This window comes from Bradyrhizobium sp. MI1.4 (assembly GCF_055811315.1).
The window spans coordinates 52141-69352 of record NZ_JBVVPP010000037.1; the positions used below are offsets into that span (position 1 = coordinate 52141).

A 17212-nucleotide genomic window follows, 5' to 3' on the forward strand; every position below is an offset into this window, starting at 1 on the left:
CGCCCGGCCTGCTCCGCACCCAAGCTGACGTGCGTCGCCGGCAGGTGGCTCACTTGCCTGCCTTCGCGATCCAATCCGCAGGCTTGATGCGTCCTGCAAAGGTTGCGGGACCCGAGCCGCCGGCCTTGTAGACGAAGGCTTCACCTTCCTGCACGTCCCCGGCCTCCTTGCCGAAGGCATCGGCGATGTTGGTCTTGTGGGTGACCAGGAAGGTGTTTGTGCCGGCCTTGGGCGGCGCATCGACGAGCTGCCGCACGGCCTGGCCCGCCTTTGCATTTGCACCGGTCGGATTTGCCATGCCCGACGCACTCGCGTTACTGCTGTCCGTCAATGCGTCGACCGGCTTGATCTCGCGGCCGGAGATCAGCCTGCCGGCCTCGATCGCGCGGTTCAGCTTGCTGGTGTAGACGTCGCCGATCGGGATCGCGAGTTCCTTGATGGCCGTCCCGATCTGGCGCGCCATGTCCCGGCCCTTTTCACTGAGCTGACGCTGGGCGCTCATGTCGTCGAATTTGAAAGGGTAGACATCCTTTTGGCTGTCGTCGGTAGCGGTGTGGCGAAACACCAGCACGTAGCCGCCTTGCTTGAGCGAGGCGATCAGTTGCGAGCTATCGGCCGCGGCGGCTTGAGTGGAACCACAGAGAAGGATCACGAAAGCGAGGCGGCAAAGCACGTTCATGCGAAATCCTCTGTTTAAATGCCCCAGAGGATGGTGACGTGCGACGCGGTCGATTTCAATTGTCGATTACCGGCCGAGATCAGGTTCCTATGAAATCCGAATCAAACCGCGAGCTGCCGCGCCGCCGCCAGTCCGGCCAGCGCCTCTTCCAGCTTCTCGCGATCGAGCGGCTTGATCAGAAACCCGTTCATGCCCGCTTCAAAGCAGGCGTAGCGATCTTCCACCAGCGTATTGGCGGTGAGCGCGAGGATCGGCGTGTGATGGCCGCCTCTAGCTGCCTCATGCGCACGGATTCGTTTTGTCGTTCCGATGCCGTCAAGCTGCGGCATCTGGATGTCCATCAGCACGAGATCATAGGGCGTGCCGGCCGATGCCGCGCCGAGCCAGGATTCCAGCGCGGCCTCGCCATTGATCGCGATGACGACGCGGTGGCCGAGTTTCGTCAGCAGCGAGCGCATCAACAGCGCGTTGATCTCGTTGTCCTCGGCGACGAGAACCGACAGGCCTTTCGCCGGTACCGCGGCGGTGGATGGGGCCGAGGGCTCCGGCGCGAGATCGGGCGAGGCGACCTCCGGGGGTAGCGTGAGGCGTGCGGCGAGCGAGGCCGCGCGCAGCGGCTTCACCAGGAAGCCCGTGAAGGCCGGCGAAAGTTTCTCGTGGCGCGAGCCGGACGTCAGCAGCACGAGGCGTTGCGTCGCATGACTGCGTGCGGCTTCGCCGAGGCGGTCGGCGGTGGCAGCGCCGAGCGCGCGATCGATCAGGACCGAATGCCATGAGCGTTCCGGCAGCAGCGCTTCCGCCACCGCGACGTCCGTCACCATGCAGGTCTGGCCGCCCCAGCGCTCCAGCCGGCGCGCGATCAAGGAGGCCTCGATGCCGTCGGCGATCAGCAGGATCGACTTGCCGGTGAGATCGGGGACGGGGAACGCCGTCTGTTCTGCGCCAGCGTGCGCTGGCGCGAGCGGAATCGCGACCTCGAAGGTCGAACCCTTGCCCGGCTCGCTCGTGAGCGTGATGCGGCCGCCCATGCGCTTGACGATGCGCTCGCTGATGGCGAGACCGAGGCCGGTGCCGCCATAGGTGCGGGCGACGCGTTCGTCGGCCTGCTCGAATTCGCGGAAGATGCGCTGTTGCGCGTCGGCTGCGATGCCGATGCCGGTGTCGCGCACCAGAAAACTGATCTCGTTCGGCCAGATGCCGGGCTCGACGATCAGCGCGACGCCGCCGCTCGCAGTGAACTTGATGGCGTTGCCGGCGAGGTTGAGCAGCACCTGGCGCAGCCGCGCGGCGTCGCCGACCACTTCGAGCGGCAGCCGCTCGTCGACATAGGCGGCGATCTCGAGCTGCTTCGCCTGCGCGCGCGGCGCGAGCAACTCGGTGATGTCCTCGATCAGGGCCGAGAGCGAAAAGGGACGCTGCTCGAGATCGAGCTTGCCGGCTTCGATCTTGGAATAGTCGAGCAACTCCTCGATCAGCGCCACCAGCGCTTCGCCGGAGGTCTTCACGGCCTTGGCGTAGGTCGACTGCTCAGGCGTCAGCGTGGTGTCGAGCAGCAGCCCGCCCATACCGATGATGCCGTTCAGCGGCGTGCGGATCTCGTGCGACGCCATCGCCAGGAAGCGCGATTTGGCCCGGTTGGCGGCGTCGGCCTGATCGCGGGCGTCGGACAGCGCGCGCTCGGTCTCGGTGCGGTCGGTGACGTCGCGTCCGACGCTCTGCAATTCGGCGGGCTGGCCGGCGTCGAGGCGGACATAGCCTTCGCGCCAGGCGATCCAGCGCGCGCCGAGCGGGGTTGCGATCTTCTGGTCGTGAATCCGCGTGCCGTTGCTCTCGCGAGCGCTGTCGCCCTGCTCCAGCACGGCGAAATCAAAGCGCGTGCCGACCAGCGCGCCGCGCGCCTGTCCGGCAAGCGCGCAATAGGCGTCGTTGGCGAAGGTGATGCAGCCGCTTGTGTCGCGCAGCACGATCAGATCGCCCTGCTGTTCGAACAGGCTGCGGGCGCGTTCTTCCGCTTCCTTCAACTCCCAATTGCGGTCGATCAGCGTTTCGTTGTGGGCAGCCAGCGCCCGCATCCGCTTGTTGACGAAGCGCAGGCGCATGCTGAGCGTGGCGAGGCCGAGGCAGGCGAGCGCGAACAGGAAGCTGACGCCGATCGCAAACGCATTGGGATCGTAGCCGGACGTCTCGGACCGGCTGCCGGAGACAAACCCATAGGCGCCGCCGAAGGTCGCCGAGAAGATCATGAAGGAGCGGATCGCAAAGGCGATTCGGGGGTGCTGTCGCCTGAAGCGGCGCATGCGCACCTTGATCCGGAACGTCCGACCCATCGCCACCGACCCGACTGTTTTCATAAAACGCTACGCTCGCTGTAAACGACGATGTGCCGCCGACCTTGCGAACAGTTTGAGGCCCTGCGACCGCCTCCAAACAGGGTTGACGAGGCGTTAACGGCGCAAAGCGACGCGGCTCAAAGCGAGGCGGCCTGGAGACGGCGGTGGCCGCCGCGGGCGCCGACGATCAGCGCCGCCGCCTCGCGCTGCGAGAAGGTTTTCGAGCGCACATAGACACGGTAATCCGCCGGCCCCTCGGTGGAGAGATAGATCACCTGACCGCCGTCGACGGGCTGCGCGGCAATCGAGATCAGGCGAGTCGAGGGGTTGGCCTGGCAGGACTCCGATTCCGAGCCGAGGCCGTCGTCGACGACGGCGAAGTCGGCCGCGTCCGCATCCTCGGTGATCTGAACCCGCACCGTGGCGCGCGCGGGATCATCGGTGAAGGCGACATGCACGCCGGCGGTCCAGAACAGCGACGTCAGCTCGACCGAGGTGTCGCCGAGGGCGATGCAGGGATGCGAGACCGATCCGATCTCGCTTCGGGCAAACACCGCGGCCGCCAACAGGGGAACAACCGACGCCAGGATCTTGAAACGCAACATGACGCGCTACTCGCCGGGCCCGGTACGGGGAACTGATGGGCCTTATGGTTTGCAGAGCGTAAAGGAAACTCGTTACCGCCGGGTTGATGCCGGTATCCGGGGATGAGGATCTCAGTCGGTTAGGCGCTTCTGTTCGTTTTTCGCTCGACTTCAGTGAGAACCAAATAGCTGTTCTTGCCGAAGCTGATCGCCCACAGCGCCGCCCAGGCACCCCACCTGTTCCTGACCTCGATCTCGACGGTTTGGCCGGGAGTGGTGCGAACGACGAGCGGCTGGCTCCTGCCCCAATCAATGGTCGCCTCGATCGTGCAGGCGCCGGCCGGCAGCGTGATCTCCAACACGCCGTTGCGCGCAAGCTTCCCAACGCTGGTCCCGTTGACCCACAGCTCGTATGACCTCAGCCAATCAGCGTATTGGGACGCACGAACAAATCTGATGGTGCAGGCATTGGCGTCGGTCATAGCTTCACTCTCGGGGAACGTGCTGTTCGTCAGGAAGATGCCGCGGGCGTATCGGTCAGGCGATCTGGCGCACATCCTCCGCGAGTGCGCGGTAGGACAAGGCCTCGGCGAGATGCAGCCGGCCGATCCTGTCCGCATGATCGAGATCGGCCAGCGTGCGCGCCACCCGCAACACGCGGTGATAGCCGCGCGCCGACAGCCGCATGGTCTCGGCGGCGTCGCGCAGCAGCTTCTGGCCTTGCGCATCCGGTTTGGCAATCTCCTCCAGCACCGAGGCCGGCGCTTCGGCATTGGTGCGAACCTTCGGCAGGCCGGCGTCCGCGTAGCGGGCGAGCTGGATATCCCGCGCCGCCGCCACGCGCGCGGCGACTTCGGCCGAGCCCTCTGCGGGCGGCGGCAGGATCAAATCGGCCGCGGTCACCGCGGGAACCTCGATGCGCAAATCGATGCGGTCCATCAGCGGCCCCGAGATGCGGGCCTGGTAGTCGCCCGTGCAGCGATCGATGCGGCCGCGCTTGCAGGCATAGCCGGGCTCGAACGCATTGCCGCAGCGGCAGGGATTCATCGCCGCGACCAGCATGAAGCGTGCGGGATAGGTGACGCGGTGATTGGCGCGGGACACCGAGACCTCGCCGTTCTCCAGCGGCTGGCGCAGCGAATCCAGCACGCGCGGATCGAATTCGGGGAGCTCGTCGAGGAACAGCACGCCCTGATGCGCGAGCGAGATCTCGCCGGGCCGGGCGCGCATGCCGCCGCCGGTGAGCGCAGCCATGCTGGCGGAATGATGCGGCGAGCGAAACGGCCGCCGCGCCGTCAGTGCGCCGCCCTCGATCTCGCCGGCAACAGAGGCGATCATCGAGACCTCGAGCAACTCGCCCGGTGACAGCGGCGGCAGGATCGAGGGCAGGCGTGCCGCCAGCATCGATTTGCCGGCGCCGGGCGCGCCGATCATCAGGATATGGTGGACAATCAATCTGCGGACATCTATGATTTGAAACTTCTTTTTAACGCTTGTCAAGCCGCATGATAGCTCGCCCAAAGGCGTATTCCTACGTCAGAATGTCTACCGACCTCCAACTGAAGGGCGACAGCCTCCGCCGTCAGCGTGAAGCCTCCCGGAAATACGCCGAACGGCACGGCTTAGAGCTGATCGAGGACGACCGTTGGCATGACATCGGTGTCTCGGCCTACTCGGGCAAAAATATCGCATCCGGAAGGTTCGGAGAGTTTCTGGAGGGTGTTCGGGCGGGCGAGATCGAGAAGGGCTCGTACCTGCTGGTCGAGTCTTTTGACCGGATGAGCCGGCAGGAGCCGATGGTCGCCCTGAAGCCGTTCATGGAGATCGTAGAGGCGGGCTTGATCTTGGTCACCCTGGACGATGAGCGCGTCTTCACGGGCAAGATCACCTTTGAAGACCTGATCATTTCGATCGCCAAGATGAGCCGGGCGAACGAGGAGTCGGCCCGGAAGAGCGATCGTCTGTCCCAAGCCTGGAAGGCAAAACGAGCCGTCATTAGTCAGAAGAAGCTGACCGCAAGGTGCCCAAGCTGGCTGCGCCTGACTTCGGACCGGATCGGCTTTGAGATCGTCGAGGAGCGTGCAGCAGTAGTCCGCAGGATATTCGATGAGGCTGCATCAGGACTCGGGACGTTCACAATCGTTCGGCGCCTGAACGAAGAGAGCGTCCCGACCTTCGCCGGCAAAGGCGGATGGCAGAATTCGACCGTCAATAAAATCTTGAGTGGCGCAGCGGTGGTGGGGACATTCCAGCCCAATCGCATGGACGGCGGAAAGCGGATGCCCGATGGTGATCCCATCCGCAACTACTTCCCGCGCATTGTTACCCAGGCCGTGTTCGAGGCAGCACAGCGCGGCCGGCTGGAGCGAAAGACAAAGCCCGAGTCTGGCCGAAAGGGCAGCGGTGGACCCAAGGGCAAGCATTTCACCAATCTGTTTTCGAAACTGGCGGTCTGCGACTACTGCGGCAAGCCAATGCACTATCAAAACAAAGGAACGCCGCCCAAGGGGCAGTCGTACCTCGTGTGCTCGAATGCACTCCGGAGTCTTGGCTGTGAGATGACTGGCCGCTGGCGCTATGACCAGCTCGAATCGACGTTCCTGTCATTTGTCGAGCAGCTTGATTTGGCATCGCTCGTGTCGTCGAGTGAGCATTCGTCCAAACGCAACGAGGTCGCTTTCCAGCTCGATGCTGTAGCGGGCAGGATCAGATTATTGGAGGATGAACAGCGCAAGGCTTACGAGATCGGCCTGAAGATGGCGGATTTCGATAGCGCATTCATCGCCGAACGGATGAAGAAAGCAAGCCTAGAATTGGACGCAGCAAAAGAGCAAGAGAAGCAACTGCGCCACGAGACTGCGATCCTCGACCAGACGGCATTGACGTATTACCGGCACCCCGACCAAGTTGCGGGGCTGATCGAGCGCGTGCGGGCCGCCAGAGGTGGGGATGTCTACAAGCTCCGCGCCCAGATCGCGTCGAGGCTGCAATTGTTGATCAGCGAGCTGCGCCTGACTGTAGACCCTGACACGCAGCGCTTTGAGGTGGTCTTCCGAGATGGTCAGAGCATGACACTGTTTGTCGATCCTGAAGATCCGGCGAAGTTCATCCAGAAGGTCAGTGGGAAGGCGCCGGTTTTCGACGTGCTTGCTGCTGATGGCACGACTGTGAAATTGCCGGCGGACGAGCCAGCTCCCGGCGAGAAATAGCGACTGCAAAAGAGTCGAGCCTGACCTAATATTTCGAAGCGCGATGCGTGCGGCAGTCAAAAGGGCCGCCCGAGCCAGAGCCCCTAATGTTGGCGTTATAGTAGTGTCCCATCGACGGGGCCGCTAAAAAGGCCCCGAAGGTCGCTGCGGGCATTTCACAATATGGGTAGTATACCGATCTCAGTTGGACGACCATGAACTGCTGGGACTTGTCGTAGCACGCGCGATTGATAAAGCTGCTTCGTGAGATATCGGTGCAGGCGAACGGTGCAAGATCTAGCTTGCCGTAATACTTTACGTCGATCGTTTCCGCCGCCGCCCCAGTGGCGCCGGCGAGAGAAGCAGTGATGAGGACTGCAAACCGAAACACGTAAAATGCTTTCTCGTACCAGGCCGCTGGAATTTAGCTTCACGGATGTTTTTCGGTTTTCGAAGCGCGGTCTTCAGCGGCGATTGCCTCTTTCTCGCACACGTAGGCGCCGCGCTTCGTGGTGCCGTAGCTCTTCGTTCCCGCGAAGTGATAGATCTTCGACGGCAGATTAACCCACACGACGGTATCGGTCGGGCAGCGTGCTTTTGCTGAAGCTTCATCTGCAAATTGCCCGGCCTCTAGCGTAGCGTTGTCTTTAGGTGCGGAGGTTTGCGGTGCCGGAGCCGGCACGGGTGCCGCAGTCGTCGTGGGAGCCGGCTTTTGAGGCGCGGTCGCTGGCGCAGCTTGCGTGGCCGTTGGTGCGGGCCGGCTTGGCGGGGGCGCGGTAGTGGTTGGCTTGGGTTCAGGAGCGGTCGCAGTCGGCGTGGTGCCGCCGGCCCGGCACCGCTCGACATAGTCCTTCTCGGTGACACCACGGGCTTGCATGCCCGCCTTGTCCGCTCGCCATTCGGCGATGCACTCCTTGGCGGTCTTCTGAGAGGCCGACGTGCTGGTTGACGGTGACGGCGCCGCAGCGGGTGGAGGCGTTGCTGCGCTCGGCCTCTGCGGAGGGGCGGAAGCCGCTGGCGCCGTGCCTGCCCTGCACTGCTCAACGTACGCTTTTTCGGTCACACTGCGGGTTTGCATGCCAACCTTATCAGCGCGCCACTCGGCAATGCACTCTTTTGCGGTTTTTGATCCGGTGGCTGGCGCCGCCGGCGGCGCCTCGGCCGGCTTCGCTACCGGCGCGGCAGCGGTTGGCTCCGCCCCAGCCCTGCATTGTTGAACGTACGTTGTTTCGGTCACGCCCCGAGCTTGCATGCCGGCCTTGTCGGCGCGCCACTCCGCTGTGCATTCCTTCGCAGTCTTTGCGAAGACCGGAGCCGCCGAGACGCCGCAGAGAACAGCAGCAGCGATGAGACCATAACCGATCTTCATGTTCGTTCTCCTGGTTCCGTGGCCTACTAGTCCGCCAAGGTGGTCAATTCGTCTCGTTGGGCAGTGATCGCGCGTACGCCGCGACTGAAGCGCGGGCGTCCGGTTGTAAAGAATCCGCTGCAGGTGGCCTTCGCGTCGCAGCGATTACATTCTTCCACGAAGCCGTTTTTCCAGTCTGAGATCGACTGGAGCGCGTGCGGCCAAACAGACTTTGGAAGAACACACTTGGGAAGGTTGTACACCGACACTTTGACGCCAGCGGCGCTCAAGTGATCGACGGCTCTTGCGAGCCCGTGGCCATAGTCCACCGGATCCATCCAGAGCATGGCATCGTTTGCGATGGCAAAGCCCGTGTTTTCGAGGCCCATCAAAGCGACGTGATCGACGAACGGCAGATTGCGGGCAAGCCACCGGCCCGTGTCCTCGATGATCGGCGCCGTCAATGCATGCAGGACGACACGAATTTCAACCCGTTGTCCTCGGTCCTTGAGCTTTAGGATGCCTAGGATTGTCTCGTCGAACGCACCCTTGGCCTGAACCACGTGATCATGGACGTGATCGACGGCGGCATAGACCGGAATGGCCGCCATCAAGCTCGGATGGCCGATCTCTTTCCAGGCGTCGACGATCCGCGAGTCGGCGAACGCCCGGCCGTTGGTCAGCACCTGTATCGCCGTTCCCGGCAGGTGATCGCGGCACTCCTTCAGAACGGCGATGAAGTCTTCCCAATCCGACAGGGTCTCTCCGCCGGTGAAGGTCAACGCGCGGGTCGCCGAGTCGACGAGCGGCAGGCTTTCTTTGATTTCGCTGAGGATCCACCGGTCATCGACATCTTTCGGTGGTTGCGAGCACATCAGGCAATAATTGTTGCACCGTTCCGTGACAAGAAACGAGTTGTGCGCCGAATTCCGGCGATACAGCGTACGGAATTTCCTCGACACATGATCGAACCCGATGATGTCGCCGTCCGCAAGATAGTCACATTTCGGGGGGACCGCGACGAGCCGCCCTTTGAACGTGCCGGGTAGATCGATCGGACTGTCGGCGATGACAAGGATGGATGGCCAATCGGCTACTATCGCGCGTTGCACTTCTTCCGGCGTTCTGGCGAGCGCGAAATCAGCCACGTGACGTTCGGCGTTGCTTTCGATCGATCGGAGCCTGAGCACTGATCGGGCTTTGTTCGACGAAAATCCTTTGCTCTGCGAGGCTGTGCCATAGAGAGGGAGGGTCATGCAGCTGCCCATCGTCGCAAGATGGCAGCATCTTCCGGACAATTCTCCATAATGTCCAACAGCAGCCCCATGATGCCTTTTTGCCGAGCGCAAAATGCCGACAGAGGCTTGATTCCCAGTGCGTCACCCTGCGTCGCGTGATGATAGACCGGGTCCGCCCCACAGTGGCTCTCATAAACGCAGGTAGAGCATTCGGGCGCGCACTGCGTAAGCGACGACGAAATCGCGCCGATCAGCTTATCCGACAGGATGAGAGAATTGTAGCTGTCGCGTTCGACGTGACCGAGCCGGAAAGCATCGTCCCCGGTCTCGGCCAGCATCCTGCCCTCATCCGATGCGAAAACACTACCGTCATAGTTGTAGACCAGCGCGCCAAGGCCGGCACCCGCGGGGCTGCGCAAATCAACGTATCCGATGGGCCTGTCCGAGAGCATCCGTGTGAGAAGCAGCGCTGCATAGAACTCCCGGAACGGGCGGCCCTGCCGGTTGATCTCCAGAACGCGGCGTAATCCTCGCTCGTAGAACGCAAGCCACTTCTGTGCGTCGTACTTGGCGAACTGCTTCGTCTTGATCGCAAATCCGAACGGAGAAAGCGGGCGCAGGAAGATGCCATCCAGCCCCACTTGGAGGTATTCGTCGATGATTTCATCGACGCGGTCGAGGCTCGCCTCCGTGGTAGTCATCAAGGCCCCGATCATGTCGGGACCTAGAACCTCCCTGGCTCGCCGGATTCCGACGACAGCTAGTTCATGACTGTTTGCGCCGGGTCGGGGACGGTTCTTGTTATGCAGATCGGCGGGGCCGTCGAGAGAAGTGGAGAGCAGGACGTTGTTCGCTTTGCAAAACTCGAGAACGGCGTCATCCAATAAAGCCAGGTTCGACGCGATCACGAAGTCGAGCTTCTTGCCTGACCGTTCCTTCGCAGCGGCAACAATCTTCCTGATCAGCGGAAAATTGAGAAGGGGCTCCCCACCCTGGAACTCGATCTTGATCCGTGCCGTCGGGCTTGCGAACGCGATGTCGAGCGCCCGCATCGCGGTTTCTTCGCTCATATCGAAGCGTGAGCGGTCAGTACTTTGACGCGAGACCTGGCAATATGGACAAGAGTGTTCGCACCGCAGGGTCACGACGAAAATATGAAGCGGGGTCGTCTGCTGCAGGAACGACATCCGGCTTCTCAGCCGGGCGGCCAAAAGCTGCCGTTGCGCCTTCTGGTTCGCTCCGGTGACAAGATGAGCGGCATAGGCCTTTTCGTAGAGGCCGTCGCCGGGTCGGACCCGAAGGTCGACGAGCCTGCTCAGTTCATCCTCGGTCAGGCGGATGAAATCGCCGATCATGTTGGCGACAAGATACTGGTTCGCGCCGGTGCGCTCAAAATTGAACGGCAACAACGATAGATCTTCGGTTGCCGCTCTGAAGGTCTCAGGAGATAAAAACCGCGCCATGGTTCTCCGGCAGGACTCTATCCGCCATTATTTTGGTTAGTGGCCAGGGCCCCGAAGGCAAGTGCGAGGATGACGTTCCGAACGCCTTCAGTTTTTTCAGCGACGCGAATCCGCAAGTTTTCGTCGGCGACAAGGTACAGAAACCGCTCCTTCAGTTCGTCTGAACTGAGCACGGCTCCTTTTTGCGGATTGCCAGAAGAAACTAAGCGGCAAATATAGCGGTTGCCTACCCGGTCAACCTGACAGGTCGCCGATCCGATCAGACGATAGGCTGCCGCATCCAAAGCGCTCAGGCTTTGAATGCTTGGATCGAAATCGACAGCTACCTCGACCTGAGACGCCGCAGGAAGCTTAGCGACTGGAGGCATGAGAGGCATGTGAAGCATGCGACGCGTGGGAGCTATGTCCCGCAACGATGGTTCCGTCGGCCTGCTTCGTCATGACGAACCCGAGAAGGTCTTCCCCCGCCTGATAGTAGGCATTTGCCGTTGGCTTAGTGCCGATGCTTTCGGCCGCTACCGCGGTCGTATCGTTGGCAGCTGCGGCCTTGGCCTCAACGCCCTGAACCGACATTCCAGTGAGCGATGCGAGCGCCGCGCCAAGCGAAAGCACAACTTTTGATTTCTGAGTCATGTAGCCCCCAAACTCTCAATTTGCCCAAAGAATGTGCTGTCTACAACTTCCAAGGGCGATACGTCCATAGTTCTATTGTTGAACCACCGGTATGTCATTACCTTGCAAGGGCAAAACAAAGGGCGCCTTCCACCAGTGCCTTTCGGCGCGCCCGGTTTGCTGGACAGCGGCCGTTCACTCAGGTGAACCGCAGAGCGGCGGCCTTCCTGACCACATCGGAGGGTTCCGGGCATGTCCCAAAGGTTGCTTAGGCTTAATTGGCTGGATTCCTCGTCTGAGCCTGAGAAACAATGATTCCCAAATAGGTCACTCAGAGATCTGAAATTCCCCATCGGAAAATCCACGGCGTCGGGCGGGGTAATCGTGCCAGACGCCCTGCGTCACTTCGGTGCGCCAGGATTCGAGCCAAGGTCTCTGCCGCTGTTCCGAATGCTAGATACCATCCTCGGAGTAGCGCCCGCCTCCTCCAGTAGTCTCACAATGAGGTCAAGGTGGTGCTGAAACGTAAAAACCTCAGGATCGACTCTCACCCGATCAAAAATATTCCACACGATACCATCGGCCTTGTGCAATCTCGCGTATCGCGCAAACGGCTTCAAGTATTTGGGCGAAGTCGGATCGAGGGCATCCGACGTGGTCGATCGCCCTTTTAAGTACGGCTTCTCGTGTTCGTGAAAAGCCGTAGCTACCGAATGTGTCAGGAGCCAAACGAGTGTTGCGGAATACTCCTTGAAAGGGCGCTTGGTGATCTCAATTGTAAGCTGCCTAATAGGAGACGTGTGCTCTATATGAACCGACTGACCGACCTTCGATCCCACTCGCTCCGTAGTTTCGATGAAGGCTCGCGTACGAAAAATCGCACCAGCCCAAAGTCCCCCACCCGCCAGCGAGCCTTTGGCCTTAAATCCTAATTTGTCGGAAATTGTCGAAGGCATGATCCGAGCGATTGCTGTGCATACGCATCGCCTTGGCTAGCACGCAAAATCTGCTCGACCTGCGGCAGTCTTTCGCCAATCCAGTCTGGATTGCGACTGATGCGCTTCCGCCAGTGATCGACCAACTGGTTATGTTCCTTATCCAAATCCACGAGCATGCTATTCTGGCTCTCCATCAGACCAAAGGTCACGTCCGAGGCCGGCATCGCGACTCGTCCTTGAAATCTCCTATCGAGCAAAGGTTGTTCATTTGAGGAAACTGTGAACTGGCTCTCACAAGCGAAGCGCCATCTAGCGTAACGTAGCGATCAGAAGCCAGTAATGTAGCATCACTACTCGTCGAACAGGCCGGTTGCATACTTGGCGGTGCTATTCATCGCACAAGAGATTTTTTTTGCAGGAGCATCCGAGATGCAAACACTTGGACAGACTGCGCATTTCAACATCCAGTACGACGAAACCTTGCTCGGCCCCGACGGCAATCCGAACGCTATCTCGCGCGCTCAGCGGGTCATGGGGGTCTGTGAAGCTGAATTCGGTCTCTTGGCTAGCTGGTATAAAATCACGGATGGATTTGGACCCGACAACCGCATCACGATTCAAATGGTTGCGGACTTTGCAGCAGGTGGAGCAAGCAACAACGGGTACAAGGGAAGCAACACGACCATCAAGATCGGCAACCAGACGGCAAACGCGAATGCGATTGCTGCGGGTCAGAGCAGCTGCATGTCTTTTGTGGCTGAATTGGTCGAGGTTCTTGCCAGCTATCGCAACCAGCACGGAAACGCCGCCTGGAACGCGAGTAAGAGCGATGGCGAGGGCCTGTCGTTGCTTTGCGCCCGCGAGCGCTTCGGCACAGGGTATTCACTGTTTTTCGGAACGCCATGGGTGAACAGCTGGTTGCAATCCAGCCGCGACACGCAGTGGATCAATGCCTCCGAGAACACCGACAAGAATCCGCTCAGCTTCGGATTGTCCCTGCTGTTTCTCTACTATCTCAAGAACCAGCTGAACCACTCCATTCCGGACATCATTGCTGCGGGAGGGGACAGCCTTGCGCAAACCTATCAAAACCTCACAGGCAAGAACGATGCAACCGCAGCCTTCTCGCAATTGATTAATAAGTATTTCCGGCCGGGGAGCACGCCCCAGCTCGCCACTGAAAATCCTTTCCCACTCCTGGAGGGATTGCGGCGGGAGGTAAAGCTCTCGCTTGACCCCGAGCCCGAGGGAAAGCCGTTCCACGTGGATGAAGGGGTGGCGTTGACGTCACCCTTCTTCACCTGCCCAAAGGATCTCTACAAGTGGTTTGTCGACAGCGCTCCGAAGAAAGTGACTTGCGTTGCGACTGTGCGTGGATTTGGCCTTCCCATATACCGATGGCGAGTTAATGGGGTCGACCTGAATCCACCGGCGCAACTGGACCAGCCAAACGTGCAGGGTTCGATCACGGTTCAAGCTGCGGTGACTACCGATCATGCAGCCCAGCCATCTACGTCAGCCCTGCAGGACGTACTCATCAACTATGGCGTCGGAGAAGACGATTTCAGTTCGAACCTGGTCTTTGACTTGCCGGGAGTCGTTGGCCACGTCGATTTGTCAATCGAGGCAAGCGCGAGCGAGCGTTTTGCGTCGAGCGACGTTAGTTGGACGGCTCAAAATATAACCGTTGATAACGAAAGTCTTCATTGGGAGGCACGTTACTACTCCGACCGAGAGCGCTGCATGAAGCCCTTCCTTGACGTTGCGGCACGTTATGTTCGGTCTGACCCGTTCTTTAGTTTGGTGAAGTCGCTGCCGGATCCTCCGCAGGAATATACTCGAGTGATTAGAGAGCTAACACAGGCCTCCGCTCAGATTGCTACTCTAGCGCAGCACGCGCCCGACCAGGCACGAGAGTTGCGCCACGCGATGTCGTCGGCCTTGGGCATAACTCCTGCCGTTTTGGACGAGCTCGGCAAAGCGAACACCAAGGCGGTTAGGGCAGCCGAGTGATATAATTCTTGACTGTCTGCGGATAAAATTTCCGCCCAGTTGCCGTCGTAACTCCCGCATCGTTCAGGCGTCGCGCAATCTCGCTGTAAGAACACCGCAAAACATCCGCATCCAATTTTGCCCTGAGTTGTGATGCGAATTCGTCAGCAGCTCTGCGATTCTTAGCGGCCAAATTCTTTCCATTTGACCCAAGAATCTTGCCTCGGCGTTTCGCTTCAGCCAATGCGGCCTTCGTTCGTTCCGAGATCAGCCGGCGTTCCTCCTGGGCGAGTGCAGCAAAGATATGCAGTTGGAAGTCGGTGGCGTTGGGCATCTCGGCGCATACCAAGCCGATGCCCTGCTCAAGGATGTTGGCGATGAAGCTGACACGGCGGGAGAATCGGTCGAGGCGGGCGATGACGATCTTTGCGTTTTCGCGTTTGGCCAGCTGGATCGCCCGCTGCAACTCGACGCGTGAATCGTCTTTCCCTGATTGAATGTCACAAAAGTCGGCAATGAGTACGCCGGACTCAGCTACAAAGTCTGAAATCTTACGGCGTTGAGCGGCAAGACCGAGTCCAGACTTGCCCTGACGTTCGGTAGAGACACGGCAGTACGCGATGAAGTTTCGCATGACCAACTCCCAAGAGTTGACCGGTATCCTGCGGTCTGGGAGCCAAGACAACAGTTGAGCTTAGCTGGTTGCGCGTTCGTGTAGGCTCAACATGGGTTAAGGAAGGAAGCACTTTCGTAAGCCTAGGTCTCTCATCTAGCACGCGTTCTACATCACCGTCTCCTTGCTAATGGTTGTGGGGAGCCCAGATGGAAGCGGCAGGCTGGCCTTGCAAAGGAAACTCCTTGATAACAGGGGGCTCCGTGTTTTTTAGTCCGACAAGCAGCTAGCTGTTTGAAACATGAACATCGCGGGCTCGATGGCGAATCGTCCGCCCAGTGGTACAATCCATCGAGCCGAAGGGATCATTTAATACATTGCAGCGGGCGCCTTGATCTATGGATTTTCAAACTTACGCCAACTCCAAGCGGGCCGACTATGCGGCGTTAGCCGATGTCGTCGCGTCGATCCTTAAGGCGGCGATCGCCGCACATCCGTTCCCGTTTCGATTGCAGCCCGTGCAGACGCGGGCTAAGGACCCAGGGTCTCTCAAGAAGAAGCTCGAGGAACGGGGCAAGCTAGAGACAATGACATTGGCGGAGGAAATAAAGGACCTCGCGGGGTGCCGCCTGACCTTCTATTCGAATTCAGATGTCACTCGCTTCCAGCAAAGTGGAATTATCACCGACAACTTCGACGTCGATTGGAACCGCACGAAGATTCATCACCCCGTGCCGGGCGATGGTGATCCAAAGAACCTCTTTATTTCCGACAACTTTGTTGTTTCGCTGAATGAGAACCGGACAAAGCTCCCAGAGTACGCGCGCTTTTCGGGCCTTGCCTGCGAGGTGCAAGTCCAGACGACGCTGAATCACACGTGGTCCGAAATGGTCCACGATATTCTCTACAAGAAGCCCAAACTGGCCGGCTTCGGCGGCAAGCTCTTCGAGGCGATAGAGAAGCGCTTCGAAACGATAATGAAGACGTATCTGCTTCCGGCAGGCTATGAATTCCAGAAAGCGCTCGGCGACTACGACCGCTTGATGAGCGGTAAGGAGTTGTTTGACAGGGGGGCGTTGAAAGCGCTCGTGGGTTGCGAAAACAACAACGCGCGGCTGGAACTTCTTGAGCGCTTTCGCGACTACGTGCTGCCCAATTATGATGATCACGTAAACGTCTATCCCGAGATCAAGGACAGTATCGTCGCAGCGATTCAGGCAGCTCGTCTCACGAAACCACGACAAATCGAGACGCCAGGCGGCAATTTTCCCGGCGCGAACGTGGCGCGCGTCGTGAAGGCCGGCTGTGAGATACTAGAGCAGATCCGATACGTCTCGATTGAAGGGACGCTTGATGCGATATGCGAAGTATTCCCTGGCGCCCTGGACGATGATGAACGTAAGCATTTTCTCGATCTTGTCCATCGCCTCGCGGGCCAGGAAATGGCGGTTTGGAAACAGGCTGGGCCGGCGGTTCAGATAGCGCTGGTGCGGAAGGTCCGCGATTTTGCCGGCGATCACGTACCGGTCTTGCCAGTGCTGCTTAAGGTACTCGAAGATGCGTTGAGTACCGAAGTGCACGGTACAACGAGCACCCACAACACCATGACATTTCATCGTGGATCAGTCGTCGCCAGCGATGCGCTACGCGCGGTGCGTGGGGAAACGATAGATATTCTCTGTAAATTCTATGGCGCAGCCGGCTCGATCGATGAGAAGACGCAGATCAAGCGGGTTCTCTTTGCTGCAGCGGCAATGCCGATATCGTCGAACTACTCAAACGAATTGCTTGCCGATGTGCTCAACGACAGCGCTCGCGTCGCTGATTTCTTCACTGAAGTTGCCGCGACCGGCGATTACGAAATCATTCAGAGTATCCAGCGCAAGTTGCTGTTTCTTCACCGCCGGAACAAGGGAGTTCACGTAGCGAAGGACATCGACGCCGCCGTTATCAAGGCCGCTGCGCGTTTAGATGAGAGTATTCGGGCCTTCCGCATGCGTGTGGAGGCGAATGCCGGATTTGCGATCTACAATGTCTTGGTGGGCTTTGAGTGTGTGTTCCCGCCGATGTGGGAATGGGATGGCTTGCGCTATGAAGAGGAGCGGACGTATCGGAGCAGTCGAATAAGCGAGCTGGTCGCCGAGGTTACCGTGTCAATCGGCGTTCGACTGGGACCCCCTATCGGCATCCAAAAGGGACCCCTTTGATCGGCGTGCTCTGCTGGTAG

15 protein-coding genes and 1 pseudogene are annotated in these 17212 nt (G+C 59.7%); 3 read left to right on the forward strand and 13 right to left on the reverse strand.

Annotated elements, in window-relative coordinates; translation table 11 throughout:
• Positions 1-49 precede the first annotated feature (49 nt).
• The 5 genes and pseudogenes from AC0L23_RS28895 to AC0L23_RS28915 all read right to left on the reverse strand — a co-directional run.
• Entirely contained in the window at positions 50-679 is a 630-nt protein-coding gene (locus AC0L23_RS28895) for a histidine phosphatase family protein (RefSeq protein ID WP_085359555.1), read from the reverse strand.
• A gap of 101 nt (positions 680-780) precedes the next feature.
• Positions 781-3006 (reverse strand): PAS domain-containing hybrid sensor histidine kinase/response regulator, encoded by a 2226-nt coding sequence (locus AC0L23_RS28900; RefSeq protein ID WP_162496343.1) that lies wholly within the window; start codon positions 3004-3006, stop codon positions 781-783.
• Positions 3007-3146: 140 nt separating this feature from the next.
• Positions 3147-3614, reverse strand: a complete 468-nt coding sequence (locus AC0L23_RS28905; RefSeq protein ID WP_085349256.1) for a hypothetical protein — start codon at positions 3612-3614, stop codon at positions 3147-3149.
• 119 nt (positions 3615-3733) lie between these two features.
• Positions 3734-4075, reverse strand: a complete 342-nt coding sequence (locus AC0L23_RS28910; RefSeq protein ID WP_018459621.1) for a hypothetical protein — start codon at positions 4073-4075, stop codon at positions 3734-3736.
• A 55-nt stretch (positions 4076-4130) separates the two neighbouring features.
• A pseudogene (locus AC0L23_RS28915) lies at positions 4131-5039 on the reverse strand (YifB family Mg chelatase-like AAA ATPase); the annotation flags it as partial.
• A 95-nt stretch (positions 5040-5134) separates the two neighbouring features.
• On the opposite strand from AC0L23_RS28915, the gene AC0L23_RS28920 reads away from it, so the two are divergent.
• Positions 5135-6802, forward strand: a complete 1668-nt coding sequence (locus AC0L23_RS28920; protein ID WP_473357605.1) for a recombinase family protein — start codon at positions 5135-5137, stop codon at positions 6800-6802.
• Positions 6803-6827: 25 nt separating this feature from the next.
• Here the strand turns inward: AC0L23_RS28920 and AC0L23_RS28925 are convergent, their stop codons facing one another.
• From AC0L23_RS28925 to AC0L23_RS28955, 7 genes are all read right to left on the reverse strand, one after another.
• Positions 6828-7172 (reverse strand): KTSC domain-containing protein, encoded by a 345-nt coding sequence (locus AC0L23_RS28925; protein ID WP_473357606.1) that lies wholly within the window; start codon positions 7170-7172, stop codon positions 6828-6830.
• Positions 7173-7211: 39 nt separating this feature from the next.
• A complete protein-coding gene (locus tag AC0L23_RS28930; protein ID WP_473357607.1) occupies positions 7212-8150 on the reverse strand; it encodes a hypothetical protein in 939 nt (312 codons plus the stop codon).
• A gap of 26 nt (positions 8151-8176) precedes the next feature.
• The gene (gene hxsC, locus AC0L23_RS28935) at positions 8177-9385 is read right to left on the reverse strand and encodes a His-Xaa-Ser system radical SAM maturase HxsC (protein WP_473357608.1); all 1209 of its coding nucleotides are present in this window, start codon (positions 9383-9385) and stop codon (positions 8177-8179) included.
• On the reverse strand, positions 9382-10830 hold the full coding sequence (gene hxsB / locus AC0L23_RS28940) for a His-Xaa-Ser system radical SAM maturase HxsB (protein ID WP_473357609.1): 1449 nt from the start codon (positions 10828-10830) through the stop codon (positions 9382-9384). Before hxsB ends, hxsC begins: the two co-directional genes overlap by 4 nt.
• 17 nt (positions 10831-10847) lie before the next feature.
• Positions 10848-11207 (reverse strand): hypothetical protein, encoded by a 360-nt coding sequence (locus tag AC0L23_RS28945; protein ID WP_143273763.1) that lies wholly within the window; start codon positions 11205-11207, stop codon positions 10848-10850.
• Positions 11182-11463, reverse strand: a complete 282-nt coding sequence (hxsA2, locus tag AC0L23_RS28950) for a His-Xaa-Ser repeat protein HxsA2 (protein ID WP_085383251.1) — start codon at positions 11461-11463, stop codon at positions 11182-11184. Before hxsA2 ends, AC0L23_RS28945 begins: the two co-directional genes overlap by 26 nt.
• A gap of 907 nt (positions 11464-12370) precedes the next feature.
• A complete protein-coding gene (locus AC0L23_RS28955) occupies positions 12371-12604 on the reverse strand; it encodes a hypothetical protein (protein ID WP_473357610.1) in 234 nt (77 codons plus the stop codon).
• A gap of 205 nt (positions 12605-12809) precedes the next feature.
• Between AC0L23_RS28955 and AC0L23_RS28960 the strand changes: the two genes are divergently transcribed.
• On the forward strand, positions 12810-14393 hold the full coding sequence (locus AC0L23_RS28960; protein WP_473357611.1) for a hypothetical protein: 1584 nt from the start codon (positions 12810-12812) through the stop codon (positions 14391-14393).
• Here AC0L23_RS28960 and AC0L23_RS28965 read toward each other — a convergent pair.
• A complete protein-coding gene (locus tag AC0L23_RS28965) occupies positions 14377-15006 on the reverse strand; it encodes a recombinase family protein (protein ID WP_473357612.1) in 630 nt (209 codons plus the stop codon). The two genes, AC0L23_RS28960 and AC0L23_RS28965, sit on opposite strands and share 17 nt — an antisense overlap.
• A 377-nt stretch (positions 15007-15383) precedes the next feature.
• Here AC0L23_RS28965 and AC0L23_RS28970 point away from each other — a divergent pair, with 377 nt between their 5' ends.
• The gene (locus AC0L23_RS28970; RefSeq protein ID WP_473357613.1) at positions 15384-17192 is read left to right on the forward strand and encodes a hypothetical protein; all 1809 of its coding nucleotides are present in this window, start codon (positions 15384-15386) and stop codon (positions 17190-17192) included.
• Positions 17193-17212 lie beyond the last annotated feature (20 nt).